This window comes from Salmonella sp. HY31 (assembly GCF_042604575.1).
Taxonomy (GTDB): Bacteria; Pseudomonadota; Gammaproteobacteria; order Enterobacterales; family Enterobacteriaceae; genus Salmonella; species Salmonella diarizonae.
Genome location: NZ_CP170479.1, coordinates 1,870,194 through 1,890,895, shown reverse-complemented (window position 1 = coordinate 1,890,895; position 20,702 = coordinate 1,870,194). Strand labels below are relative to the sequence as shown.

The window sequence follows — 20,702 nt, the reverse complement described above, 5'->3', positions numbered from 1 at the left end:
ACAAATGCGTATATTTCTCATTTGCATTTTTATGCGCATTAATTGACAAAGAATGAAAAGGTTCAACGTTTTACGTCCTGAACTTACTCCAATAACAAGCAAGGATTTTCAGATGTCTTTCACTCAATACCGCCGGGATAAACACATTCAGTCTACCGCCGCACCATCGTTGTTAGCCATGGGTATTGCGATGGCGTTTATGCCTGCCGCCTTCGCGGCTGAGGATACTGTTATTGTCGAGGGCGCGACGACCATTGACGCCGTAAACCGCGAAGAACAGGATTACAGCGTGAAAACGACCGCAGCGGGCACCAAAATGCCGATGACACAACGCGATATTCCACAGTCGGTCAGTATTGTCAGCCAGCAACGTATGGAAGACCAGCAGTTGCAGACCCTGGGCGAGGTAATGACCAATACGCTGGGGATCAGCGGAAGCCAGGCCGACTCCGATCGCATCAGCTATTACTCCCGCGGGTTTGAAATTGATAACTATATGGTTGACGGTATTCCAACGTATTTTGAGTCCCGCTGGAATCTTGGCGATGCGCTAACGGATACCGCGCTGTATGAGCGCGTGGAGGTGGTTCGCGGAGCGAATGGGCTGATGACCGGAACCGGTAATCCCTCCGCTTCGATCAATATGATCCGTAAACATGCCACCAGTCGGGAATTCAAAGGTAACATCTCAACAGAATACGGTAGCTGGAATAAGCAGCGTTACGTCATGGATTTGCAAAGTCCGCTCACCCCAGACGGCAACGTCCGTGGGCGCATCATGGCGGGTTATCAGAATAATGATTCCTGGCTGGACCGCTATAACAGTGAGAAAACGTTCTTTTCCGGAATTGTCGATGCCGATCTGGGGGCAACCACTGGCCTTTCAGCCGGTTATGAATATCAAAAAATTGATGTCAACAGTCCAACCTGGGGCGGTCTGCCGCGCTGGAACACCGATGGCAGCAAAAACAGCTATGACCGCGCGCGCAGTACCGCCCCGGACTGGGCTTATAATAACAAAGAGATTAATAAATTCTTCGTCACGCTTAAGCAGCGTTTTGCCGAAAGCTGGCAGGCGACCCTGAATGCGACCCATACCAAGGTCAAGTTCGACAGTAAAATGATGTATATTGATGCCTTAGTGGATAAAGAGACAGGCGCTCTGGCGAGTCCTTACGGCGCAAGCTACCCCGTGGTCGGCGGTACTGGCTGGAACAGCGGCAAGCGCAAAGTAGATGCCATAGATCTCTTTGCCGATGGCGCTTATGAGCTGTTTGACCGTCAGCACAACATGATGTTTGGCGGGAGTTATAGTAAGCAAAATAACCGCTATTTCAGCGCCTGGGCGAACGTCTTCCCGGACGACATTGGCAACTTCAGCACCTTTAATGGTAATTTCCCGCAAACCAACTGGGCGCCACAAAATCTGGCGCAGGACGATACCACGCATATGAAATCGCTGTATGCCGCCACGCGCATTTCACTGACCGACCCGCTGCATCTGATTCTTGGCGCTCGCTATACCAACTGGCGTGTTGATACTCTGACCTACAGCATGGAGAAAAACCATACCACGCCGTATGCCGGGCTGATTTATGATATCAACGACAACTGGTCCGCTTATGCCAGTTATACCTCTATCTTTCAGCCGCAGAATAAACGCGACAAAGCGGGCCAATATCTGGCTCCGATTACCGGTAACAACTATGAAGCGGGACTGAAATCCGACTGGATGAACAGTCGTCTCACCACTACGTTGTCTGTGTTCCGCATTAAGCAGGATAATGTCGCTCAGGCGACCACTATTCCCATTCCTGGCAGTAACGGGGAGTTCGCCTGGAAACCTACTGACGGAACGGTGAGCAAAGGCGTCGAATTTGAAGTGAACGGCGCAATCACCGATAACTGGCAGATGACTTTTGGGGCCACCCGTTATATAGCCGAGGACAACGAAGGTAACACCGTGAACCCTAATTTGCCGCGCACCAGCGTGAAGTTATTCACCCGCTATCGTCTGCCGGTGATGCCGGAACTGACCGTCGGCGGCGGCGTGAACTGGCAGAATCGGGTTTACAAAGAGACCACTACTCCGTATGGCACTTTCCGCGCCGAACAGGGCAGCTATGCGCTGATCGATCTGTTTACCCGCTATCAGGTGACGAAAAATTTCTCCGTACAGGGAAACATTAACAACCTGTTCGATAAAACCTACGACACCAATATTGATGGTTCCATTGTTTACGGCGCGCCGCGTAACGTGAGCCTCACCGCCAATTATCAGTTCTGACAGACTGCCGGATGGCGACATAAATGCCTTATCCGGTCTCCCCCTGTAGGCCTGATAAACGCAGCGCCATCAGGCAATGTAAAACGCCATTAAAAAAGGCAGCCGAATGGCTGCCTTAGTTCTCCCCAACATCATTACTGCTTAGCTGTTACGGATGTACTCATCCATTTCCGTTTTCAGGTTATCGGATTTCGTACCGAAAATAGCCTGAACGCCGGAACCTGCGACCACAACGCCCGCCGCGCCCAGTTTCTTCAGGCCAGCCTGATCCACTTTCGCTACATCGGCCACGCTCACGCGCAGACGCGTGATACAGGCATCCAGGTTGGTAATGTTCTCTTTACCGCCAAACGCCGCCACCAGAGCTGGTGCCATTTCGCTGGTCGCGCCCGCTTTTGCATCATCAGTGGAGTCTTCACGACCCGGCGTTTTCAGATCCAACGCTTTAATCAGCACGCGGAACACGGTGTAGTACACAATCGCATAACCGGCACCAACAATCGGGAACAGCCACAATTTGCTGCTGTTGCCGGACAGCACGATAAAGTCGATCAGACCATGGGAGAATGAGGTACCGTCACGCATCCCCAGCAGAATACAGATCGGGAATGCCAGACCTGCCAGAATCGCGTGAATAATGTACAGGATCGGCGCCACGAACATGAAGGAGAACTCGATAGGCTCGGTGATACCGGTCAAAAACGAGGTCAGCGCGGCGGAAATCATGATACCGCCCACTTTCGCGCGGTTTTCCGGTTTAGCAGAGTGCCAGATGGCAATGGCCGCCGCCGGCAGACCGTACATTTTGAACAGGAAACCGCCGGATAGCATACCCGCCGTCGGGTCACCCGCCATATAGCGCGGAATGTCGCCGTGGAATACCTGACCCGCTGCGTTAGTGTACTCACCGATCTGCATCTGGAAAGGAACGTTCCAGATATGGTGCAGACCAAACGGCACCAGACAGCGCTCGATGAAACCGTAAATACCAAACGCCACAACCGGATTCTGGTAAGCCGCCCACTGCGAGAACGCCTGGATAGCTGTACCGATTGGCGGCCATACGAAAGACAGCACTACACCGGTAAAAATAGCGGCCAGACCCGAAATGATCGGCACGAAGCGCTTACCCGCAAAGAAGCCCAGATACTCAGGCAGTTTGATACGGTAGAAGCGGTTAAACATATACGCTGCGATCGCACCTGAGATAATACCGCCAAGCACACCCGTATCAGCAAGGTGCTTTGCGGCGATCTCTTCAGCAGGTAAATGCAGAACCAGCGGCGCAACCACAGCCATGGTTTTCACCATGATGCCATACGCCACTACCGCAGCCAGAGCCGAAACGCCGTCGTTGTTGGTGAAGCCTAATGCCACGCCGATAGCAAAAATCAGCGGCATATTGGCAAAAACAGATCCGCCCGCTTCCGCCATAACGTGCGATACAACGGCTGGCAGCCAGCTGAAGTTAGCGGAACCGACACCCAGCAGGATACCTGCGATAGGGAGTACGGATACCGGCAGCATCAGCGATTTACCGACCTTTTGCAGGTTAGCAAATGCATTCTTAAACATAATTGAGAGTGCTCCTGAGTATTTGTGCTTTTCTACGTTCTCACGCATTGGCGAGGGGGGAGAACCCCGCCGTGGACAGGACATCTAAGTGCCCTTTTATTTATTACACAGAGTAAAATAAATACGTCTGATTTTGTTTGACGGCTATCACGTTTCAGCGCCAGATAGCCTAAAAAGTATCACATTCTGACAAAATAGGTTTCTGAATGTTTCTATAAGCTCGTTCACCGCCCATTTTGTGGCGGTGAACTTTACGCGTATTGCTTATTAATTACGAGCTTTAAAAAAACTCGTTTAACGGATAGATGACAGGCGAGACGCGTCGATATGGAACAAGCGAGCAAAGTTATCGGTGGTGATCTGCGCCAGTTCTTCAACGGCAACCCCTTTCAATACCGCCATATATTCTGCGACGTCGCGTACCATCGCAGGCTGGTTCTCTTTACCGCGATGCGGCACCGGAGCCAGATAAGGAGAATCGGTCTCTACTAATAAACGATCCAGCGGCACATAACGCGCCGCATCACGCAGTTGTTCGGCATTACGGAACGTTACGATGCCGGAAAAAGAGATATAAAATCCCAGATCCAGCAATTTGCCGGCCGTTTCTCTGTCTTCTGTAAAACAGTGTAGTACGCCGCCGCAATCCGTCACCTTTTCTTCGCGCAGGATAGCCAGCGTATCGGCACGCGCGTCGCGAGTATGCACAATCACCGGTTTTTTCAATTCACGACCAATCTGGATATGATGAATAAAAGACGCCTGCTGGCGTACTTTGGTCTCAGGCGTGTAAAAGTAATCAAGCCCGGTCTCACCCATCGCCACCACATCGTCTTCTGCGGCAAGGAGGCGCAGCGCTTCTACGTCATACGCTTCATCCTGATTTAACGGATGCACGCCGCAGGAAAAAACCACGTTATCGCGCTTGCCCACCAGCTCGCGCATATGGCGATACCCCGGCAGCGTCGTCGCCACCGCTAAACAGAACTTCACATCGCGCGCGGCGGCTTTCGCCAGCACATCGTCCACGTCCTTATGCAAAGATTGATAATCCAGGCCATCAAGATGGCAGTGTGAGTCGACTAAAAACATGATGTCTCTCTCAAAGATGAGGAACAGGCAACAGGGCGCCTGGTTGCAGGTAATGCTCGATGCGGAGAATGAGATCGGTTAATACCAGTTCGCGGTTTAATCCGGTCACATGAAGTAATTGTTCACGACAATGGCAAACATCGTTCAGGATTGCCTGAATACGCGCCGGGGATAGCAGCCCCGCCAGCGCGGCAACAACCGCGTCCGTATCAACATTGGCCAGATACGACGCGCCGTGCTGACGTTTAAGCGCGTCTACCAGCAGCGTAGCCAGCCAGTGCAGGCGCGCCGGGGCTTGCTCATGATTGAGCGCCGTTAATAACGCATACCAGTCGCCCGTATGCAAACTGTCCATTAACGCCTGACACAGCGCCTCACGCTGCGCCCAGCGTTCAGACTGCAACAGCGCCAGCGCGGCGCCGGGCGACCCCGCGCTCAGGCGCAACGCCGCGAGTAATGCTTCTTGTGACGATGTCACTTCTCGTGACAACCATGACATCGCATAAGATTCGGACGGCGGCGCCAGATGATGCAGCCGACAGCGGCTACGTAATGTCGCCAACAGACGAGCCGGCTCCGGGCTGGCAAGGAAAAACCAGGTTTGCTCCGGCGGCTCTTCCAGCGTTTTTAGCAACGCATTGGCGGCGGCGTCGGTTAATAACGCCGCATCCGCAATCCACACCACCTTCGCGCCGCCCAGACGGGAGTGCTCGTACAATTTCTCGCTAACCTCGCGTACCGCATCTACGCCGAGGCTGCTTTTTCCTTTATCCGGCGTCAGCGTGTAATAGTCCGGATGCGTGCCAGCCTGCATAAGCTGACAGCCACGGCAATGCCCACAGCTTTTGTGGCCCTCAGGCTGCTGGCATAACAGATAACGGCTCAGCGCATAACTCAGCGCCTCGTCTCCCATGCCAGCTAAGGCTTGAATCAGTAGCGCATGGTGCCCACGCCCCGCCTGGTAACTTTCTACCAGTTTTTCATAGGCGGGCCGTAACCATGGATACCATTTCATGCCGCTTGCTCCTGCACCCACTTCGTCACCGTGGCGCGAATGTCGCGCATGACGGCATCCAGCGGCTGGGTCGCGTCAATCGTGCGGATACGCGAGTCTTGCGCCGCCAGTTCCAGATAGCGCACGCGGGTCCGTTTAAAAAAATCAAAAGATTCCTGCTCAATGCGATCCAAATCGCCGCGCGCTCTGGCGCGTTTTAGCCCGACTTCCGGCGTGACATCCAGATACAGCGTCAGGTCAGGACGAAAATCGCCCAGCACGGCATCGCGTAGCGTCGCCAGCATGGTTTGATCGATGCCGCGCCCTCCTCCCTGATACGCCTGGGTCGAAAGATCGTGGCGATCGCCGATCACCCATACGCCTTGCGCCAGCGCGGGTTTAATTACCGTTTCGACGAGCTGTACGCGAGCAGCGTAAAACATCAGCACTTCCGCTTTATCGGTAATCACTTCGTCACCTACCGATCGGATATCCAGCACCAGACTTCTTAGTTTTTCGGCAAGCTGCGTACCGCCCGGTTCGCGGGTAAAAATCATATTGCGAATACCCAGTTGCTCAAGGGTCTCCACCACCACGTCGCGCGCAGTGGTTTTTCCGGCGCCTTCCAGGCCCTCGATGACGATATAATTACTGCCCATTTTTTTCCTTAAGCACTTTCAGGTACTCCTGCACTGACCGATTATGGCTGGCAAGATTGGTGTTAAACGTGTGGCCGCCTTTACCGTCGGCGACAAAATAGAGATACGGCGTTTTCGCCGGATGTGCCGCCGCTTGCAATGACGCTTCGCTGGGCGATGCAATCGGTCCTGGCGGCAGCCCGGTTATGGTATACGTGTTATAAGTCGTCGGCTTTTCCAGATCCGCACGCGACAATTTACCATTATAACTCGCCCCCATCCCGTAAATCACGGTGGGATCGGTCTGAAGGCGCATACCGATTCTCAGGCGATTAATAAAAACCGATGCCACCTGATCGCGTTCTCCCGGGACAGCCGTCTCTTTTTCAATAATTGAGGCCATTGTCACCAGTTGGTTCTGATCTTTATAAGGCAGCCCCTCGGCCCGGCCTTTCCAGACAGTATCGACAGCCTTCACCATCTTTTGGTGCGCTCGCTTGAGAATAGCGACATCGCTGGTGTTGGCGGTGTACATCCAGGTATCGGGCCAGAACCATCCCTCCACCCATTCCGGGTGCGCAAGCTTTAATGCCTGAGCGACGGTGGCGTAATCATCATCCGGCAACGTATGGCGGATATACGGCGCTTCTCGTAACTGTTTGAGGTAGTCGCTAAGACGCATCCCTTCCACAAACCGCAACGGGAATTGCGCCTCTTTTCCGCTCTCCAGCAGCTCAAGCATCTCCCGTACGGTCATACCCGGCGTAAAACGGTAGGTTCCCGCTTTAAAGTGCGATAACTCAGGCTCAACACGCAGCAGCCACTGCAATACCCGAGGGCGATTAATGATTTTTTCATCATAAAGCTGGTCGCCAAGCGCCAGCCGTCCCGTTCCCGCCTTGAGCGTAAAGATAGTCTCGTCTTTAATAAGTAACGTGCTGTTCGCCAGATGGCGAACCTTCCACATCCCCACGCCTGCGGCAATACCCAGCACAACCAACAGCAGAAGGAAAACGCCTGACAATTTTTTCATAACTAATTCGGATGCTCACAAAATGGGGCTAAAAATTGAAACAGTGTTCGCGAAGAATACGACGCGCCGTCATAGGCGCGTATGGGAATAATCGGCATTAGCGCGTTGCAGATGATGACCTCATCCGCCTGCCTGACCGCCTCCTCTCTCGCCTGTACTTCGAGGATCTGGAAAGGGGACTGCGTCAGTTTGCGCAAACAAAATTGCCGCATAATACCGTTCACCCCTGCCTGATCCAGACGCGGCGTAGAAACAATGTCGCCTGTACGCCAGAACAAATTAGCCGCACAGCATTCCGTAACCCATCCCTCGCTGTCAAGAACCAGCGCCTCATCGGCGTCCGTCCGCTCAAGATGAGAGCGAATTAACACCTGTTCCAGGCGGTTCAGATGTTTTAATCCGGCAAGATAGGGGTTACGCCCAAGGGGGACAGGGCTAAGCGTAAGAGCAATGCCTTGCTTGCGCCACTGAGAATAATAAGCGGGATAAGCAGAAACGGAGAGGATCCGGGTAGCTGCCTGACAATTCATGGCGCTGTATCCCCTGCCACCGCTACCACGACTAATGATCACTTTCAACACGCCTGAATCATGCCCTACGGCCAACATCGTCATTTCTTGCCGCAGGGTCGCCCAATGGCTAAAAGAGATTCGTAATTTTTCACAGGCAACCTGCAAACGTTGGAGATGCGCTTCCAGATGACAAATGTTGCCGTCAACAATACGTGCGGTCGTAAAGCTGCCGTCGCCGAACTGCGTCGCCCGGTCGCTTACAGCAAGCTTATCCTGCTCATGGCCATTAATTAAAAACATAGTGGCTCCTTATCCGTAGCCTGCTAGTGTGGCAGGATGAATAACACAGAACAAGGGGTGACATGCCTAATAAAAAAGGCCCGCTAAGCGGACCTTTTCAGTAATGTCTGCCTCTGGCATTACTTAGATCTTTTTAAAGATCAAGGAACCGTTAGTACCGCCAAAGCCAAAGGAGTTACACAGAGCGTACTCCAGTTTTCTTACCTGTCGCGCTTCGTGCGGCACGAAGTCCAAATCGCAACCTTCATCCGGGTTATCCAGGTTAATGGTCGGCGGAATGGCCCGATCGCGCAGCGCCAGAACAGAGAAAATAGACTCTACTGCGCCTGCGGCGCCCAACAGATGGCCGGTCATCGATTTGGTCGAACTCACCATCACTCGGCTTGCGGCATCGCCAAAGACCGACTTAACCGCCTGCGCCTCGGCTTTGTCGCCCGCTGGCGTCGACGTGCCGTGCGCGTTGACGTAGCCAATCTGAGCAGGCTCAATAGCAGCATCACGTAACGCGTTAACCATCGCCAGCGCAGCGCCTGCGCCATCTTCCGGCGGCGACGTCATATGGTAAGCATCGCTGCTCATACCAAAGCCGACGATTTCGGCATAGATTTTCGCACCACGCGCTTTTGCATGTTCGTACTCTTCAAGCACCAACATACCGGCACCGTCGCCCAGTACAAAACCATCGCGCTCTTTATCCCACGGGCGGCTGGCCGCCTGTGGATTATCGTTGCGGGTAGACAGTGCGCGCGCCGCGCCAAAACCGCCTACACCCAGCGGCGTACTGGCTTTTTCAGCGCCACCCGCCACCATCGCGTCCGCATCGCCATAGGCGATGATACGCGCGGCATGACCAATGTTATGCACGCCTGAAGTACAGGCAGTTGCAATAGAGATGCTTGGCCCACGCAGGCCATACATGATAGTCAGATGGCCTGCTACCATGTTAACAATCGTCGACGGGACGAAGAACGGGCTGATCTTACGCGGTCCGCCTTTTACCAGCGAACTGTGGTTTTCTTCAATCAGACCGAGACCACCGATGCCGGAGCCGATAGCGGCGCCAATACGGCTTGCGTTCTCTTCCGTCACTTCAAGGCCAGAATCCTGCATGGCCTGAACGCCAGCGACAATTCCATATTGAATGAAGGCATCCATCTTGCGCTGTTCTTTACGCGAGATAATGTCATCACAGTTAAAATCCTTTACTAAGCCAGCAAATTTCGTTGCATAGGCGCTAGTATCGAAATGGTCGATCAGGCTGATGCCACTCTGACCGGCAAGGAGAGCTTTCCAGGTAGACTCTACGGTATTGCCGACAGGAGACAACATGCCCAGTCCGGTCACAACTACACGACGCTTAGACACGGTTGTCCTCCAGGGAGGGAAAATGATTCTAGTGGGACAAAAAGATAAAACTCAGGCGGTCGAACGACCGCCTGGAGATGTTCACTTACGCCTGGTGGCCGTTGATGTAATCAATGGCAGCCTGAACGGTGGTGATTTTCTCAGCTTCTTCGTCCGGAATCTCAGTATCAAACTCTTCTTCCAGAGCCATTACCAGCTCAACGGTGTCAAGAGAATCTGCGCCCAGGTCTTCAACGAAAGAAGCATTGTTGGTAACTTCTTCCTGCTTAACGCCCAGCTGTTCGCCGATAATTTTCTTAACGCGTTCTTCGATAGTGCTCATACTCTTAAATTTCCTATCAAAACTCGCTTTCGCGATGGTTTTCGTAGTGTATAAAATGTTGAAAAATTTGCAACTAAATCCCGGCAGGTCTTACCACGATTTTACGTTATTTTGCGGCCATTCACCCTAATAACGCAAATATTTTTCTACACGTCTTTTTTCAGGCTGACTCATCGTTGGCTGCGTCCTCTTACTCCGGTCACATAGTAATCTATGCTCCCGGGCTTCTCGGTCTTGCCGCCTTGATTCAACCAGAATAATTTTGTGTATCCCGTGATTAAACCATATACATTCCGCCGTTGACGTGCAGAGTTTCACCAGTGATGTAACTCGCTTCATCAGAGGCTAAAAATGCAACCGCACTGGCGATTTCCTGAGCGCCGCCGAGGCGACCCGCAGGCACCTGCGCCAGGATACCCGCACGCTGATCGTCAGACAGCGCACGCGTCATGTCCGTTTCAATAAAACCCGGAGCCACAACATTGACAGTAATACCACGGGACGCAACTTCGCGCGCCAGTGATTTACTGAAACCGATCAGACCCGCTTTCGCCGCAGCGTAGTTTGCCTGACCTGCATTTCCCATGGTACCAACCACAGAACCAATAGTGATAATGCGACCACAACGCTTTTTCATCATAGCGCGCATTACCGCTTTTGACAGACGGAAAACGGATGATAAATTGGTTTCGATAATATCGTTCCACTCATCATCTTTCATTCGCATCAACAGATTATCACGAGTGATACCGGCATTATTAACCAGGATATCCACTTCACCAAATTCTGCGCGAATATTTTCCAGAACAGATTCAATAGATGCAGGATCGGTCACATTCAACATCAAACCTTTCCCGTTGGCACCTAAATAGTCGCTAATGTTCTTCGCACCATTTTCACTGGTTGCAGTCCCGATAACTTTCGCGCCGCGGGCAACGAGAGTCTCTGCAATTGCGCGGCCTATGCCACGACTTGCACCAGTCACCAGCGCAATCTTTCCTTCAAAGCTCATGGTTTTCCTCTTTTATTGCGTAAGTGCCGCAGACAGCGCCGCCGGCTCGTTCAGCGCCGACGCTGTCAGGGTGTCGACAATACGTTTCGTCAGACCAGTGAGGACTTTACCTGGACCCACTTCATAAAGATGTTCAACGCCCTGCGCCGCGATAACTTCCACGCTCTTCGTCCACTGTACCGGATTGTACAACTGGCGAACCAGCGCATCGCGGATAGCGGCAGCATCGGTTTCACATTTCACGTCAACGTTGTTCACTACCGACACCGTTGGCGCGCTAAAGGTAATTTTGGCTAATTCAACCGCCAGTTTCTCTGCCGCTGGTTTCATCAGAGCGCAGTGCGACGGCACGCTCACCGGCAGCGGCAGCGCGCGTTTCGCGCCAGCGGCTTTACAAGCTATGCCCGCACGTTCTACCGCCTCTTTATGCCCGGCGATAACCACCTGCCCCGGCGAGTTAAAGTTAACCGGAGAAACAACCTGGCCTTCGGCAGCTTCTTCACAGGCTTTAGCAATAGAAGCATCATCCAGACCGATGATCGCAGACATGCCGCCGGTGCCTTCCGGAACCGCTTCCTGCATGAATTTACCACGCATTTCCACCAGCCGAACGGCATCAGCAAAATTGATGACGCCAGCACAAACCAGCGCGGAATATTCGCCCAGGCTGTGCCCTGCCATTAACGCAGGCATTTTACCGCCCTGCTGCTGCCAAACGCGCCAAAGCGCGACGGAAGCGGTCAATAACGCTGGTTGCGTCTGCCAGGTTTTATTCAGTTCTTCCGCCGGACCTTGCTGGGTGAGCGCCCACAGATCATATCCCAGAGCCGCAGAAGCTTCAGCAAACGTTTCTTCTACGATAGGGTAATTTGCCGCCATTTCGGCCAACATCCCTACGCTCTGAGAACCCTGACCGGGGAACACAAATGCAAATTGTGTCATGTTTAAATCCTTATACTAAAAACGAATCAGCGCGGAGCCCCAGGTGAATCCCCCCCCGAAGGCTTCAAGCAATACCAGTTGGCCAGCTTTAATTCGCCCGTCACGCACGGCTTCATCCAGTGCGCACGGGACAGAAGCCGCGGAGGTATTACCGTGTCTGTCCAGCGTGACGACAACATTGTCCATCGACATGCCGAGTTTTTTCGCTGTCGCGCTAATGATACGCAGGTTAGCCTGATGCGGCACCAGCCAATCGAGTTCTGAACGATCCAGGTTATTGGCCGCCAGCGTCTCATCGACAATATGCGCCAGCTCAGTGACAGCCACTTTAAAGACTTCATTGCCCGCCATCGTCAGGTAAATCGGGTTATTCGGATTTACGCGATCGGCATTCGGCAGGGTCAGTAATTCACCGTAACGGCCATCGGCATGAAGATGGGTGGAGATGATACCCGGTTCTTCAGAAGCGCTCAGTACGGCCGCGCCTGCGCCATCGCCGAAAATAATGATCGTACCACGATCGCCAGGATCGCAGGTGCGGGCTAATACATCGGAACCGACCACCAGCGCGTGTTTAACCGCGCCGGATTTAACGTACTGGTCGGCAATGCTTAACGCGTAGGTGAAACCTGCGCACGCTGCCGCGACATCAAACGCCGGGCAACCTTTAATACCGAGCATACTTTGAATCTGACATGCCGCGCTTGGAAATGCATGCGTTGCTGATGTGGTAGCCACCACAATCAAGCCAATTTGGTCTTTATCGATCCCCGCCATCTCAAGCGCGCGATTCGCAGCGGTAAAGCCCATCGTCGCGACAGTTTCATTTGGCGCGGCGATATGGCGTTCACGAATACCTGTACGAGTGACAATCCACTCGTCAGAGGTCTCAACCATTTTTTCCAGATCGGCGTTAGTCCGCACTTGTTCGGGCAGATAGCTGCCAGTACCAATAATCTTCGTATACATGTACGCTCAGTCACTTTTCGGTTATATACCGTTACCTGTAAACGTCTGGCACGCTGGCGGCGCCGGGAACACAGCGTTATTATCTGTGCGCCCGCAGGTTTACGCCTTTGCCATCGTCCAGCGGTTCAAATCCGGCTGGGTATACAGATTCCAGGCGAGCGGCAATTCGCTGAGGAACTTGTCGCTGCACCGCCTGCACTGCCTGTTCAATCGCGACTGCAAATGCTCGCTGATTGGCTGCACCATGACTTTTTATCACCGTGCCACGCAATCCTAACAGACAGGCGCCATTATACTGGTCGGGGTTGAGGTGACTGAATCGCCTCGTCAGGCTTTTTTGTAACCAACGTTTTAATAACAGCAGCCACCACGACCGTTTTTTCCCCTCGCCCTGTGATTTCAGCAGTGAAAGGAACATTCTGACAACACCTTCCATCGTTTTAAGTGTGACATTGCCTGTAAAGCCGTCACACACCAGTACATCGGTTTTTCCCGTCAGTAATTCATTCGCCTCAAGGTAGCCGATGTAGTTGATGGTTGGGACTGTTTTTAGCATTAAAGAGGCTTCGCGAATACTGTCGAGGCCTTTGGTTTCTTCTTCCCCGATATTGAGTAGCGCCACGCGGGGATTTTTGATCCCGACGACCTCTTCCGCCAAAACGGCGCCCATCACGGCAAACTGCACCAGCATGGTACTGTCGCAATCGACGTTGGCACCCAAATCAAGCACTACCGTTTTGCCCTTTTGCTGATGCGGTAATACCGTCACCAACGCCGGACGCTCAATCCCCTCAAGAGGCTTGAGCAATAATTTCGCCAGCCCCATCAGCGCCCCGGTATTACCGGCGCTAACGCAAGCTTCGGCTCGGCCTTCTTTCACAAGCTCCAGGGCCACACGCATGGATGTCCCGCGACTGGCGCGGATCGCCTGCGAAGGCCGGGCATCACTGGCAATAACTGACTGTGCAGGGATAATCTGCAGACGCGAACGTTGTTCAAAGTCAGCTTTGGCAAGTAATGGCGTGATAATATCGGGATTCCCGACTAAAAGAAGAGTGAGCTGCGAATTAGCGTTCAGTGCCTGCAATGCTGCAGGCACCGTCACGGAAGGGCCAAAATCGCCCCCCATGACATCTAACGCCAGGGTTAGACGTGTCAAGGTATCGTCGCTGCCTGGTTCGGTGTTTCTCCGCTTACGCGGAGAAATCCTCACTAAGCTTTATCACGCTTGTACTCTTCGGCTTTTACACCACAGGCGCACCTGTGATGCAAAAGGCATTGAGTAACGCGCGATTACTTAGCGATGACCTTACGGCCGCGGTAGTAACCGTCGGCAGTGATGTGGTGACGCAGGTGTTTTTCACCAGAAGTTTTGTCTACAGACAGGCTGGTGACTGCGGTCAGAGCGTCATGGGAACGACGCATGCCACGTTTGGAACGAGTTGGTTTATTCTGTTGTACGGCCATGGACCTTACTCCTCAATTACGGTTTATCCCTGCGTCCGCGGGGAAGACCTATTACTTACGCTTTAAGCTGGCTAATACGGCAAATGGGTTTGGCTTTTGCGCTTCATCAGGCAGTTCGCCAAAGACCATGTCCGCCTCGGACACTTCACAGTGTTCAGAATCATGCACCGGAACTACTGGCAAGGCGAGGATGATTTCATCTTCAACCATTGCAAGCAGATCGATTTCGCCGAATTCGTTTACCTCAATCGGCTCATACGATTCCGGCAGTGCTTCAGCCTGCTCGTCGGAACGAACAGGGCTAAAACAATACGTTGTGTGAACCTGATGGGTAAACGGTTTCCCGCAACGCTGGCATTCGAGCGACACCGTAACTACCGCATCGCCGGTTAAAACGGCGAGACGCTGGTTATCGATAGCGAACGACATGGAGCATTCCACATCACTGTCCACACTGACTACGGATTCGACGACGCGCTCAACCTGATCGGGGGTATAGATACCCTGGTAATCAAGGCGTTTTTGAGCGGTACGAACCGGATCAAGAGTCAGGGGTAATTTTACCTTTTGCATAGGGCGCGCATATTAACTTCGTAACGTCATATAGTCAAAGAAAAAGGCAGCCTGCGGTTGCCTTTTGCCAATAATTCGCACACATTGCGGGTTATAGACTTATTTTCGCTCAAGACGAGTCAGTATGACAGGCTTGAAGACCGAAGAGCATAGTTTAAGATGGCTCTCATCATTACGCTATATCTGAGGGAAAAAATATGCCCCGCCTCATCCTTGCGTCTACCTCTCCCTGGCGTCGCGCGCTGCTGGAAAAACTGACTATTCCTTTCGAATGCGCCGCGCCGGACGTTGATGAAACCCCTATGCCGGGCGAAGCGCCGCGTCAGTTGGTGTTACGTCTGGCACAGGCTAAAGCGCAATCGCTCGCCGCGCGTTTCCCGAATCATTTGATTATTGGCTCCGATCAAATTTGCGTTCTGGACGGTGAAATTACCGGCAAACCGCTGACGGAAGAAAAAGCGCGTCAGCAATTAGCCAAAGCCAGCGGAAATATTGTGACGTTTTATACCGGACTGGCATTGTATAACTCCGCCTCCGGACACTTACAAACCGAAGTGGAGCCTTTTGACGTTCATTTTCGCCATTTAAGCGAAGTGGAAATAGACGACTATGTCCGCAAAGAGCATCCGCTGCACTGCGCGGGAAGTTTTAAAAGCGAAGGTTTAGGCATTGCATTATTTGAACGTTTAGAGGGCCGCGATCCGAATACGCTGATCGGATTGCCGCTTATTGCCCTGTGCCAGATGCTCAGACGGGAAGAGATGAACCCGCTTAACGCATAGTCGGAGAAGTTTGTAGCACTGTAGGCCTGATAAAGACACGCAAGCGTCACCATCAGGCACTTTCTTACCGGATAACGCTGTAAGCAGCTTATCCGGTCTACAAACGCGTCAGGCAGGCTTACGTAATACCTGTAAACACCGTTTAAGCTGGTCATCCATTGGCGCTTCAATGCGCAATACGTCGCCTGTCCCCGGATGGGTGAATTTCAGCGCGGCGGCATGAAGAAATAGACGCGATAATCCCGTACCCGCCAGTTGCTTATCAAATTCCCGATCGCCGTAGCGATCGTCGAACGCAATAGGATGACCGGCATATTGGGTATGCACGCGAATCTGATGCGTACGGCCCGTTACCGGGCTACAGCGCACCAGCGTGGCGAACGCATAGCGCTCTTCCACCTTAAAGCGGGTTTCTGACGGTTTGCCTTCCTGGCTCACGCGAACAATGCGCTCACCGCTTTGCAGAATGTTCTTTAATAACGGCGCCTGCACGCTTTTGACGTGCGATTGCCACTGACCGCGCACCAGCGCCAGATAATCTTTTTGCATTCCCTTCTCGCGCAGTTGCTCATGCAGCGAACGCAGCGCGGAGCGTTTTTTCGCCACCAACAGCACGCCGGAGGTATCGCGGTCGAGACGATGCACCAGTTCCAGGAATCGCGCTTCCGGACGCAACGCCCGTAACCCTTCGATGACGCCGAAACTTAACCCGCTCCCGCCGTGTACGGCGGTGCCGGAAGGCTTATTCAGCACCAGAATATGGTCGTCTTCATACAAAATGACGTCAGCCAACGCCGCCACTTTTTGTAAATGCGGCGACACGGCCTCTTCTTCGCGTTCAGCAACGCGAACCGGCGGAATGCGGACTTCATCGCCCGCTTCCAGCTTGTATTCCGGTTTGATGCGTTTTTTGTTCACCCGCACCTCGCCTTTACGCAAGATGCGATAAATCATACTTTTTGGTACCCCTTTCAGTTGGGTGCGCAAAAAGTTGTCAATGCGTTGCCCCGCTTCGTCAGCGGCGATGGCAACAATTTTTACGGATGGCGTTTCTGTTTTCATGGGGGGCGATTCTAAATAGCCTGCGAGATTCGCGCCACACATTTTTCTATGCTTATATTAACGTCTACGCCAGCGGATGAACATTTTTCACTGCGGTTTTGCTGGTTATTAAAGCGATCGGCTCGCGCTGGTGAAAAAACTGTGAGTAAGCGGGTGATAAATGGTAAAAGTCATCTTGCTATAACAAGGTTAGCAGTGGAATAATGATGCGGTTTCCGCACCGAAACTTGTTAAAACAAAAAGTTTAGCGGAATAACCCATTTTGTCTGACCGATCATCAACGCAGCAATGGCGTAAGACGTATTGATTTTTCAGACAGTTAGCGGGCTGCGGGTTGCAGTCCTTACCGGTAGATAGGATCTTCTCTGGAGAGTAATGCCCAGGCTGCTTCCCTGATAATTGCGCTGTGTTTCCGTATGAAATACAGGCAACCGACACTCTGCGCCTCTTTGAGCTGACGATAACCGTGAGGTTGGCGACGCGAAATAGTCACGAGGCCATCGGTTCATGCCCGGTAAGGCGTCACCATGCCCGCAGCTTAGTCGTCAACGTAAGAATAATGAGTAAGTTACGATGAAAAGAATGTTAATCAACGCGACTCAGCAGGAAGAGTTGCGCGTCGCCCTTGTAGATGGGCAGCGTCTGTACGATCTGGATATAGAAAGCCCCGGACACGAGCAGAAAAAAGCAAACATCTATAAAGGCAAAATTACCCGTATTGAACCGAGCCTGGAAGCGGCTTTTGTTGATTACGGCGCAGAACGTCACGGTTTCCTCCCGTTAAAAGAAATTGCCCGCGAATATTTCCCCGCTAACTACAGCGCTCATGGTCGCCCGAACATCAAAGATGTGTTACGTGAAGGCCTGGAAGTCATTGTTCAAATCGATAAAGAAGAACGCGGCAACAAAGGCGCGGCGTTAACCACCTTTATCAGTCTGGCGGGCAGCTACCTGGTTTTGATGCCGAATAACCCGCGCGCGGGTGGTATTTCCCGCCGCATTGAAGGTGACGATCGTACCGAGTTAAAAGAAGCGCTGGCCAGCCTGGAGCTCCCTGAAGGAATGGGGCTTATTGTGCGTACCGCGGGCGTGGGTAAATCCGCAGAAGCGTTGCAGTGGGATTTAAGCTTCCGCCTGAAACACTGGGAAGCCATTCAGAAAGCCGCTGAAAGTCGTCCTGCGCCGTTCCTGATCCATCAGGAAAGCAACGTCATCGTACGCGCGTTTCGCGATTATCTGCGTCAGGATATCGGTGAAATCCTGATCGACAACCCAAAAGTGATGGAAATGGCGCGTCAGCATATCGCCGCGTTGGGCCGCCCGGATTTTACCAGCAAAATTAAGCTGTACACCGGTGAAATCCCGTTGTTCAGCCATTACCAGATCGAATCGCAGATCGAATCGGCATTCCAGCGTGAAGTGCGCCTGCCGTCCGGTGGCTCCATCGTCATTGACAGCACCGAAGCGTTAACCGCCATCGATATCAACTCCGCTCGCGCAACTCGCGGCGGCGATATCGAAGAAACCGCGTTCAACACCAACCTCGAAGCGGCCGACGAGATTGCCCGCCAACTGCGTCTGCGCGACCTGGGCGGCCTGATCGTTATCGACTTTATCGATATGACGCCGGTACGTCACCAGCGCGCGGTAGAAAACCGCCTGCGTGAAGCGGTGCGTCAGGACCGGGCGCGTATTCAGATTAGTCATATTTCCCGCTTCGGCCTGCTGGAGATGTCTCGTCAGCGCCTGAGTCCGTCGCTGGGCGAATCCAGCCATCACGTGTGTCCGCGCTGTAGTGGTACCGGCACCGTGCGCGATAACGAATCTCTGTCGCTGTCTATTCTGCGCCTGATTGAAGAAGAAGCGCTGAAAGAGAATACGCAGGAAGTCCATGCCATTGTTCCGGTGCCGATCGCCTCTTATCTGCTTAACGAAAAGCGGACGGCAGTTAACGCTATTGAGACGCGTCAGGATGGCGTCCGCTGTGTCATCGTCCCGAACGATCAGATGGAAACGCCGCACTATTCCGTGCTGCGCGTACGCAAAGGGGAAGAAACGCCGACCCTGAGCTACATGCTGCCGAAACTGCACGAAGAAGCGATGGCGCTGCCTTCTGAAGAAGAGTACGCCGAGCGTAAACGCCCGGAACAGCCTGCGCTGGCGACGTTCGCTATGCCAGATGTGCCTCCGGCGCCGACGCCTGCCGAACCGGCGGTTAGCGTCGCCACGGCGAAAAAGGACAATGTTACCGCCGCGCAGCCTGCACAGCCGGGTCTGTTTAGCCGTTTCCTTAACGCACTGAAACAACTGTTCAGCGGTGATGAAGAGACGAAAACCGTCGAAAAAGCCGCGCCGAAAGCGGAAGAAAAACCGGAACGTCAGCAGGATCGTCGCAAGCCTCGGCAGAACAACCGTCGCGATCGCAACGAACGCCGTGACACCCGTGATAACCGTGCCGAGCGTGATGGCAGCGAGATCCGCGACGATAATCGTCGTAACCGTCGCCAGGCACAGCAGCAAAATGCAGAAGCGCGCGATACCCGCCAGCAGGAAACGGCGGAAAAAGCGAAAACCGGCGATGAGCAGCAACAGACGCCGCGTCGCGAACGCAACCGCCGCCGCAATGATGACAAGCGCCAGGCGCAGCAGGAAGTAAAAGCGCTTAACCGCGAAGAGCAGCCTGTCCAGGAGACCGAACAGGAAGAGCGCGTTCAGCAGGTTCAGCCGCGCCGTAAGCAGCGTCAGCTTAATCAGAAAGTCCGCTTTACTAACAGTGCGGCGGTTGAAACGGTTGACACGCCAGTCGTCGTCGACGAACCGCGCCCGGTTGAAAACGTTGAACAGCCCGTTTCAGCGCCGCGTACCGAACTGGCGAAAGTCGATTTACCGGTCGTTGCCGATATCGCAACGGAGCAGGACGATAGTGTAGAACCTCGCGATAATACTGGCATGCCGCGTCGCTCCCGCCGTTCTCCGCGCCACCTGCGCGTAAGCGGTCAGCGTCGTCGTCGCTATCGTGACGAACGCTATCCGACACAATCGCCGATGCCGTTAACCGTCGCCTGCGCGTCGCCGGAAATGGCATCCGGTAAAGTCTGGGTCCGCTACCCGATTGTTCGTCCTCAGGAAACGCAGGTTGAAGAGCAGCGTGAAGTGGAACTGGCGCTGCCACAAGCTGTCGTCCCTGAACAGCAGGTTATCGCTGCGACCGTGGCGTTCGAACCAGAAACGTCGGTACAGGCAGTAGAAAATGTTGCCGTTGAGCCGCAGATCGTCGCCGAACCACAGGCACCAGAAGCCGTCGATATCGAGACAACGCATCCGGAAGTGATTGCCGCGTCGGTTGATGAGCAGCCGCAACTGATTGCCGAAAGCGATACGCCGGTGGCGCAAGAGGTTATTGCTGACGCCGAACCAGCAGCAGAAACCGCCGACACGTCCATTACGGTTGCTGAAAACGTGGCTGAGGTTGTCGTTGTCGAGCCAGAAGAAGAGACAAAAGCGGAAGCGGCTGTTGTGGAGCACACGGCAGAAGAAACCGTTATCGCACCGACCCAGGTAGAGAAAAAGACGCAGGATGTTGTCTGCGTTGACGATCATAACCACGCCAGCGCGCCAATGACGCGTGCGCCAGCGCCGGAATATGTGCCGGAAGCCCCGCACCATAGCGACTGGCATCGCCCTTCCTTCCACTTTGAAGGTAAAGGCGCCGCAGGCGGACACAGCGCCACGCGTCACGCCAGCGCTCCGGCGACACGTCCACAGCCGGTAGAATGA

Annotated in this window: 18 protein-coding genes; 3 read left to right on the top strand and 15 right to left on the bottom strand. The window is 53.5% G+C overall.

What is annotated here, in order from left to right; translation table 11 throughout:
- Positions 1–112: 112 nt before the first annotated feature.
- Positions 113–2,287 (top strand): ferric-rhodotorulic acid/ferric-coprogen receptor FhuE, encoded by a 2,175-nt coding sequence (gene fhuE, locus ACE15A_RS08810; RefSeq protein ID WP_053509513.1) that lies wholly within the window; start codon positions 113–115, stop codon positions 2,285–2,287.
- Positions 2,288–2,428: 141 nt separating this feature from the next.
- Here fhuE and ptsG read toward each other — a convergent pair whose 3' ends face one another.
- From ptsG to yceD, 14 genes are all read right to left on the bottom strand, one after another.
- The gene (gene ptsG, locus ACE15A_RS08805) at positions 2,429–3,862 is read right to left on the bottom strand and encodes a PTS glucose transporter subunit IIBC (RefSeq protein WP_023184882.1); all 1,434 of its coding nucleotides are present in this window, start codon (positions 3,860–3,862) and stop codon (positions 2,429–2,431) included.
- A 294-nt stretch (positions 3,863–4,156) separates the two neighbouring features.
- Complete coding sequence (locus ACE15A_RS08800) at positions 4,157–4,954, bottom strand: metal-dependent hydrolase (RefSeq protein ID WP_023248238.1); 798 nt, start codon at positions 4,952–4,954, stop codon at positions 4,157–4,159.
- 10 nt (positions 4,955–4,964) lie between these two features.
- Positions 4,965–5,969: a DNA polymerase III subunit delta' gene (gene holB, locus ACE15A_RS08795; RefSeq protein WP_023248237.1), complete on the bottom strand. Its 1,005-nt coding sequence runs from the start codon at positions 5,967–5,969 to the stop codon at positions 4,965–4,967.
- Entirely contained in the window at positions 5,966–6,607 is a 642-nt protein-coding gene (gene tmk / locus ACE15A_RS08790; protein ID WP_053509515.1) for a dTMP kinase, read from the bottom strand. Before tmk ends, holB begins: the two co-directional genes overlap by 4 nt.
- Entirely contained in the window at positions 6,597–7,619 is a 1,023-nt protein-coding gene (gene yceG / locus ACE15A_RS08785; protein WP_053509517.1) for a cell division protein YceG, read from the bottom strand. Before yceG ends, tmk begins: the two co-directional genes overlap by 11 nt.
- A 2-nt stretch (positions 7,620–7,621) precedes the next feature.
- Entirely contained in the window at positions 7,622–8,431 is an 810-nt protein-coding gene (gene pabC, locus ACE15A_RS08780; protein ID WP_053509519.1) for an aminodeoxychorismate lyase, read from the bottom strand.
- A 123-nt stretch (positions 8,432–8,554) separates the two neighbouring features.
- Positions 8,555–9,796, bottom strand: coding sequence for a beta-ketoacyl-ACP synthase II (gene fabF, locus ACE15A_RS08775; protein ID WP_023248234.1), 1,242 nt, complete (start codon positions 9,794–9,796; stop codon positions 8,555–8,557).
- Between the two features lie 85 nt (positions 9,797–9,881).
- The gene (gene acpP / locus ACE15A_RS08770; RefSeq protein ID WP_000103754.1) at positions 9,882–10,118 is read right to left on the bottom strand and encodes an acyl carrier protein; all 237 of its coding nucleotides are present in this window, start codon (positions 10,116–10,118) and stop codon (positions 9,882–9,884) included.
- A 277-nt stretch (positions 10,119–10,395) separates the two neighbouring features.
- The gene (fabG, locus tag ACE15A_RS08765; protein WP_000007236.1) at positions 10,396–11,130 is read right to left on the bottom strand and encodes a 3-oxoacyl-ACP reductase FabG; all 735 of its coding nucleotides are present in this window, start codon (positions 11,128–11,130) and stop codon (positions 10,396–10,398) included.
- A gap of 12 nt (positions 11,131–11,142) precedes the next feature.
- Positions 11,143–12,072, bottom strand: a complete 930-nt coding sequence (fabD, locus tag ACE15A_RS08760) for an ACP S-malonyltransferase (protein ID WP_053509521.1) — start codon at positions 12,070–12,072, stop codon at positions 11,143–11,145.
- 15 nt (positions 12,073–12,087) lie between these two features.
- Positions 12,088–13,041 carry a beta-ketoacyl-ACP synthase III gene (fabH, locus tag ACE15A_RS08755; protein ID WP_023248232.1) on the bottom strand — a complete coding sequence of 318 codons (954 nt, stop codon included), beginning with the start codon at positions 13,039–13,041 and terminating at the stop codon, positions 12,088–12,090.
- 79 nt (positions 13,042–13,120) lie between these two features.
- Entirely contained in the window at positions 13,121–14,200 is a 1,080-nt protein-coding gene (gene plsX / locus ACE15A_RS08750; protein WP_001518286.1) for a phosphate acyltransferase PlsX, read from the bottom strand.
- A gap of 134 nt (positions 14,201–14,334) precedes the next feature.
- Positions 14,335–14,508 (bottom strand): 50S ribosomal protein L32, encoded by a 174-nt coding sequence (gene rpmF, locus ACE15A_RS08745; protein ID WP_000290727.1) that lies wholly within the window; start codon positions 14,506–14,508, stop codon positions 14,335–14,337.
- Positions 14,509–14,559: 51 nt separating this feature from the next.
- A complete protein-coding gene (gene yceD, locus ACE15A_RS08740; protein ID WP_053509523.1) occupies positions 14,560–15,081 on the bottom strand; it encodes a 23S rRNA accumulation protein YceD in 522 nt (173 codons plus the stop codon).
- Positions 15,082–15,278: 197 nt separating this feature from the next.
- On the opposite strand from yceD, the gene ACE15A_RS08735 reads away from it, so the two are divergent.
- The gene (locus ACE15A_RS08735) at positions 15,279–15,863 is read left to right on the top strand and encodes a nucleoside triphosphate pyrophosphatase (protein WP_023248230.1); all 585 of its coding nucleotides are present in this window, start codon (positions 15,279–15,281) and stop codon (positions 15,861–15,863) included.
- A gap of 108 nt (positions 15,864–15,971) precedes the next feature.
- Here the strand turns inward: ACE15A_RS08735 and rluC are convergent, their stop codons facing one another.
- Positions 15,972–16,925, bottom strand: coding sequence for a 23S rRNA pseudouridine(955/2504/2580) synthase RluC (rluC, locus tag ACE15A_RS08730; RefSeq protein ID WP_023248229.1), 954 nt, complete (start codon positions 16,923–16,925; stop codon positions 15,972–15,974).
- 573 nt (positions 16,926–17,498) lie between these two features.
- Between rluC and rne the strand changes: the two genes are divergently transcribed.
- The gene (gene rne / locus ACE15A_RS08725) at positions 17,499–20,702 is read left to right on the top strand and encodes a ribonuclease E (protein ID WP_053509525.1); all 3,204 of its coding nucleotides are present in this window, start codon (positions 17,499–17,501) and stop codon (positions 20,700–20,702) included.

What these genes read in the sequence shown, in the direction of transcription:
- fhuE (WP_053509513.1), top strand. Translation starts at nt 113, where the DNA reads ATGTCTTTCACTCAATACCGCCGGGATAAACACATTCAGTCTACCGCC.
- ptsG (WP_023184882.1), bottom strand. Translation starts at nt 3,862, where the DNA reads ATGTTTAAGAATGCATTTGCTAACCTGCAAAAGGTCGGTAAATCGCTG.
- ACE15A_RS08800 (WP_023248238.1), bottom strand. Translation starts at nt 4,954, where the DNA reads ATGTTTTTAGTCGACTCACACTGCCATCTTGATGGCCTGGATTATCAA.
- holB (WP_023248237.1), bottom strand. Translation starts at nt 5,969, where the DNA reads ATGAAATGGTATCCATGGTTACGGCCCGCCTATGAAAAACTGGTAGAA.
- tmk (WP_053509515.1), bottom strand. Translation starts at nt 6,607, where the DNA reads ATGGGCAGTAATTATATCGTCATCGAGGGCCTGGAAGGCGCCGGAAAA.
- yceG (WP_053509517.1), bottom strand. Translation starts at nt 7,619, where the DNA reads ATGAAAAAATTGTCAGGCGTTTTCCTTCTGCTGTTGGTTGTGCTGGGT.
- pabC (WP_053509519.1), bottom strand. Translation starts at nt 8,431, where the DNA reads ATGTTTTTAATTAATGGCCATGAGCAGGATAAGCTTGCTGTAAGCGAC.
- acpP (WP_000103754.1), bottom strand. Translation starts at nt 10,118, where the DNA reads ATGAGCACTATCGAAGAACGCGTTAAGAAAATTATCGGCGAACAGCTG.
- fabG (WP_000007236.1), bottom strand. Translation starts at nt 11,130, where the DNA reads ATGAGCTTTGAAGGAAAGATTGCGCTGGTGACTGGTGCAAGTCGTGGC.
- fabD (WP_053509521.1), bottom strand. Translation starts at nt 12,072, where the DNA reads ATGACACAATTTGCATTTGTGTTCCCCGGTCAGGGTTCTCAGAGCGTA.
- fabH (WP_023248232.1), bottom strand. Translation starts at nt 13,041, where the DNA reads ATGTATACGAAGATTATTGGTACTGGCAGCTATCTGCCCGAACAAGTG.
- rpmF (WP_000290727.1), bottom strand. Translation starts at nt 14,508, where the DNA reads ATGGCCGTACAACAGAATAAACCAACTCGTTCCAAACGTGGCATGCGT.
- yceD (WP_053509523.1), bottom strand. Translation starts at nt 15,081, where the DNA reads ATGCAAAAGGTAAAATTACCCCTGACTCTTGATCCGGTTCGTACCGCT.
- ACE15A_RS08735 (WP_023248230.1), top strand. Translation starts at nt 15,279, where the DNA reads ATGCCCCGCCTCATCCTTGCGTCTACCTCTCCCTGGCGTCGCGCGCTG.
- rluC (WP_023248229.1), bottom strand. Translation starts at nt 16,925, where the DNA reads ATGAAAACAGAAACGCCATCCGTAAAAATTGTTGCCATCGCCGCTGAC.
- rne (WP_053509525.1), top strand. Translation starts at nt 17,499, where the DNA reads ATGAAAAGAATGTTAATCAACGCGACTCAGCAGGAAGAGTTGCGCGTC.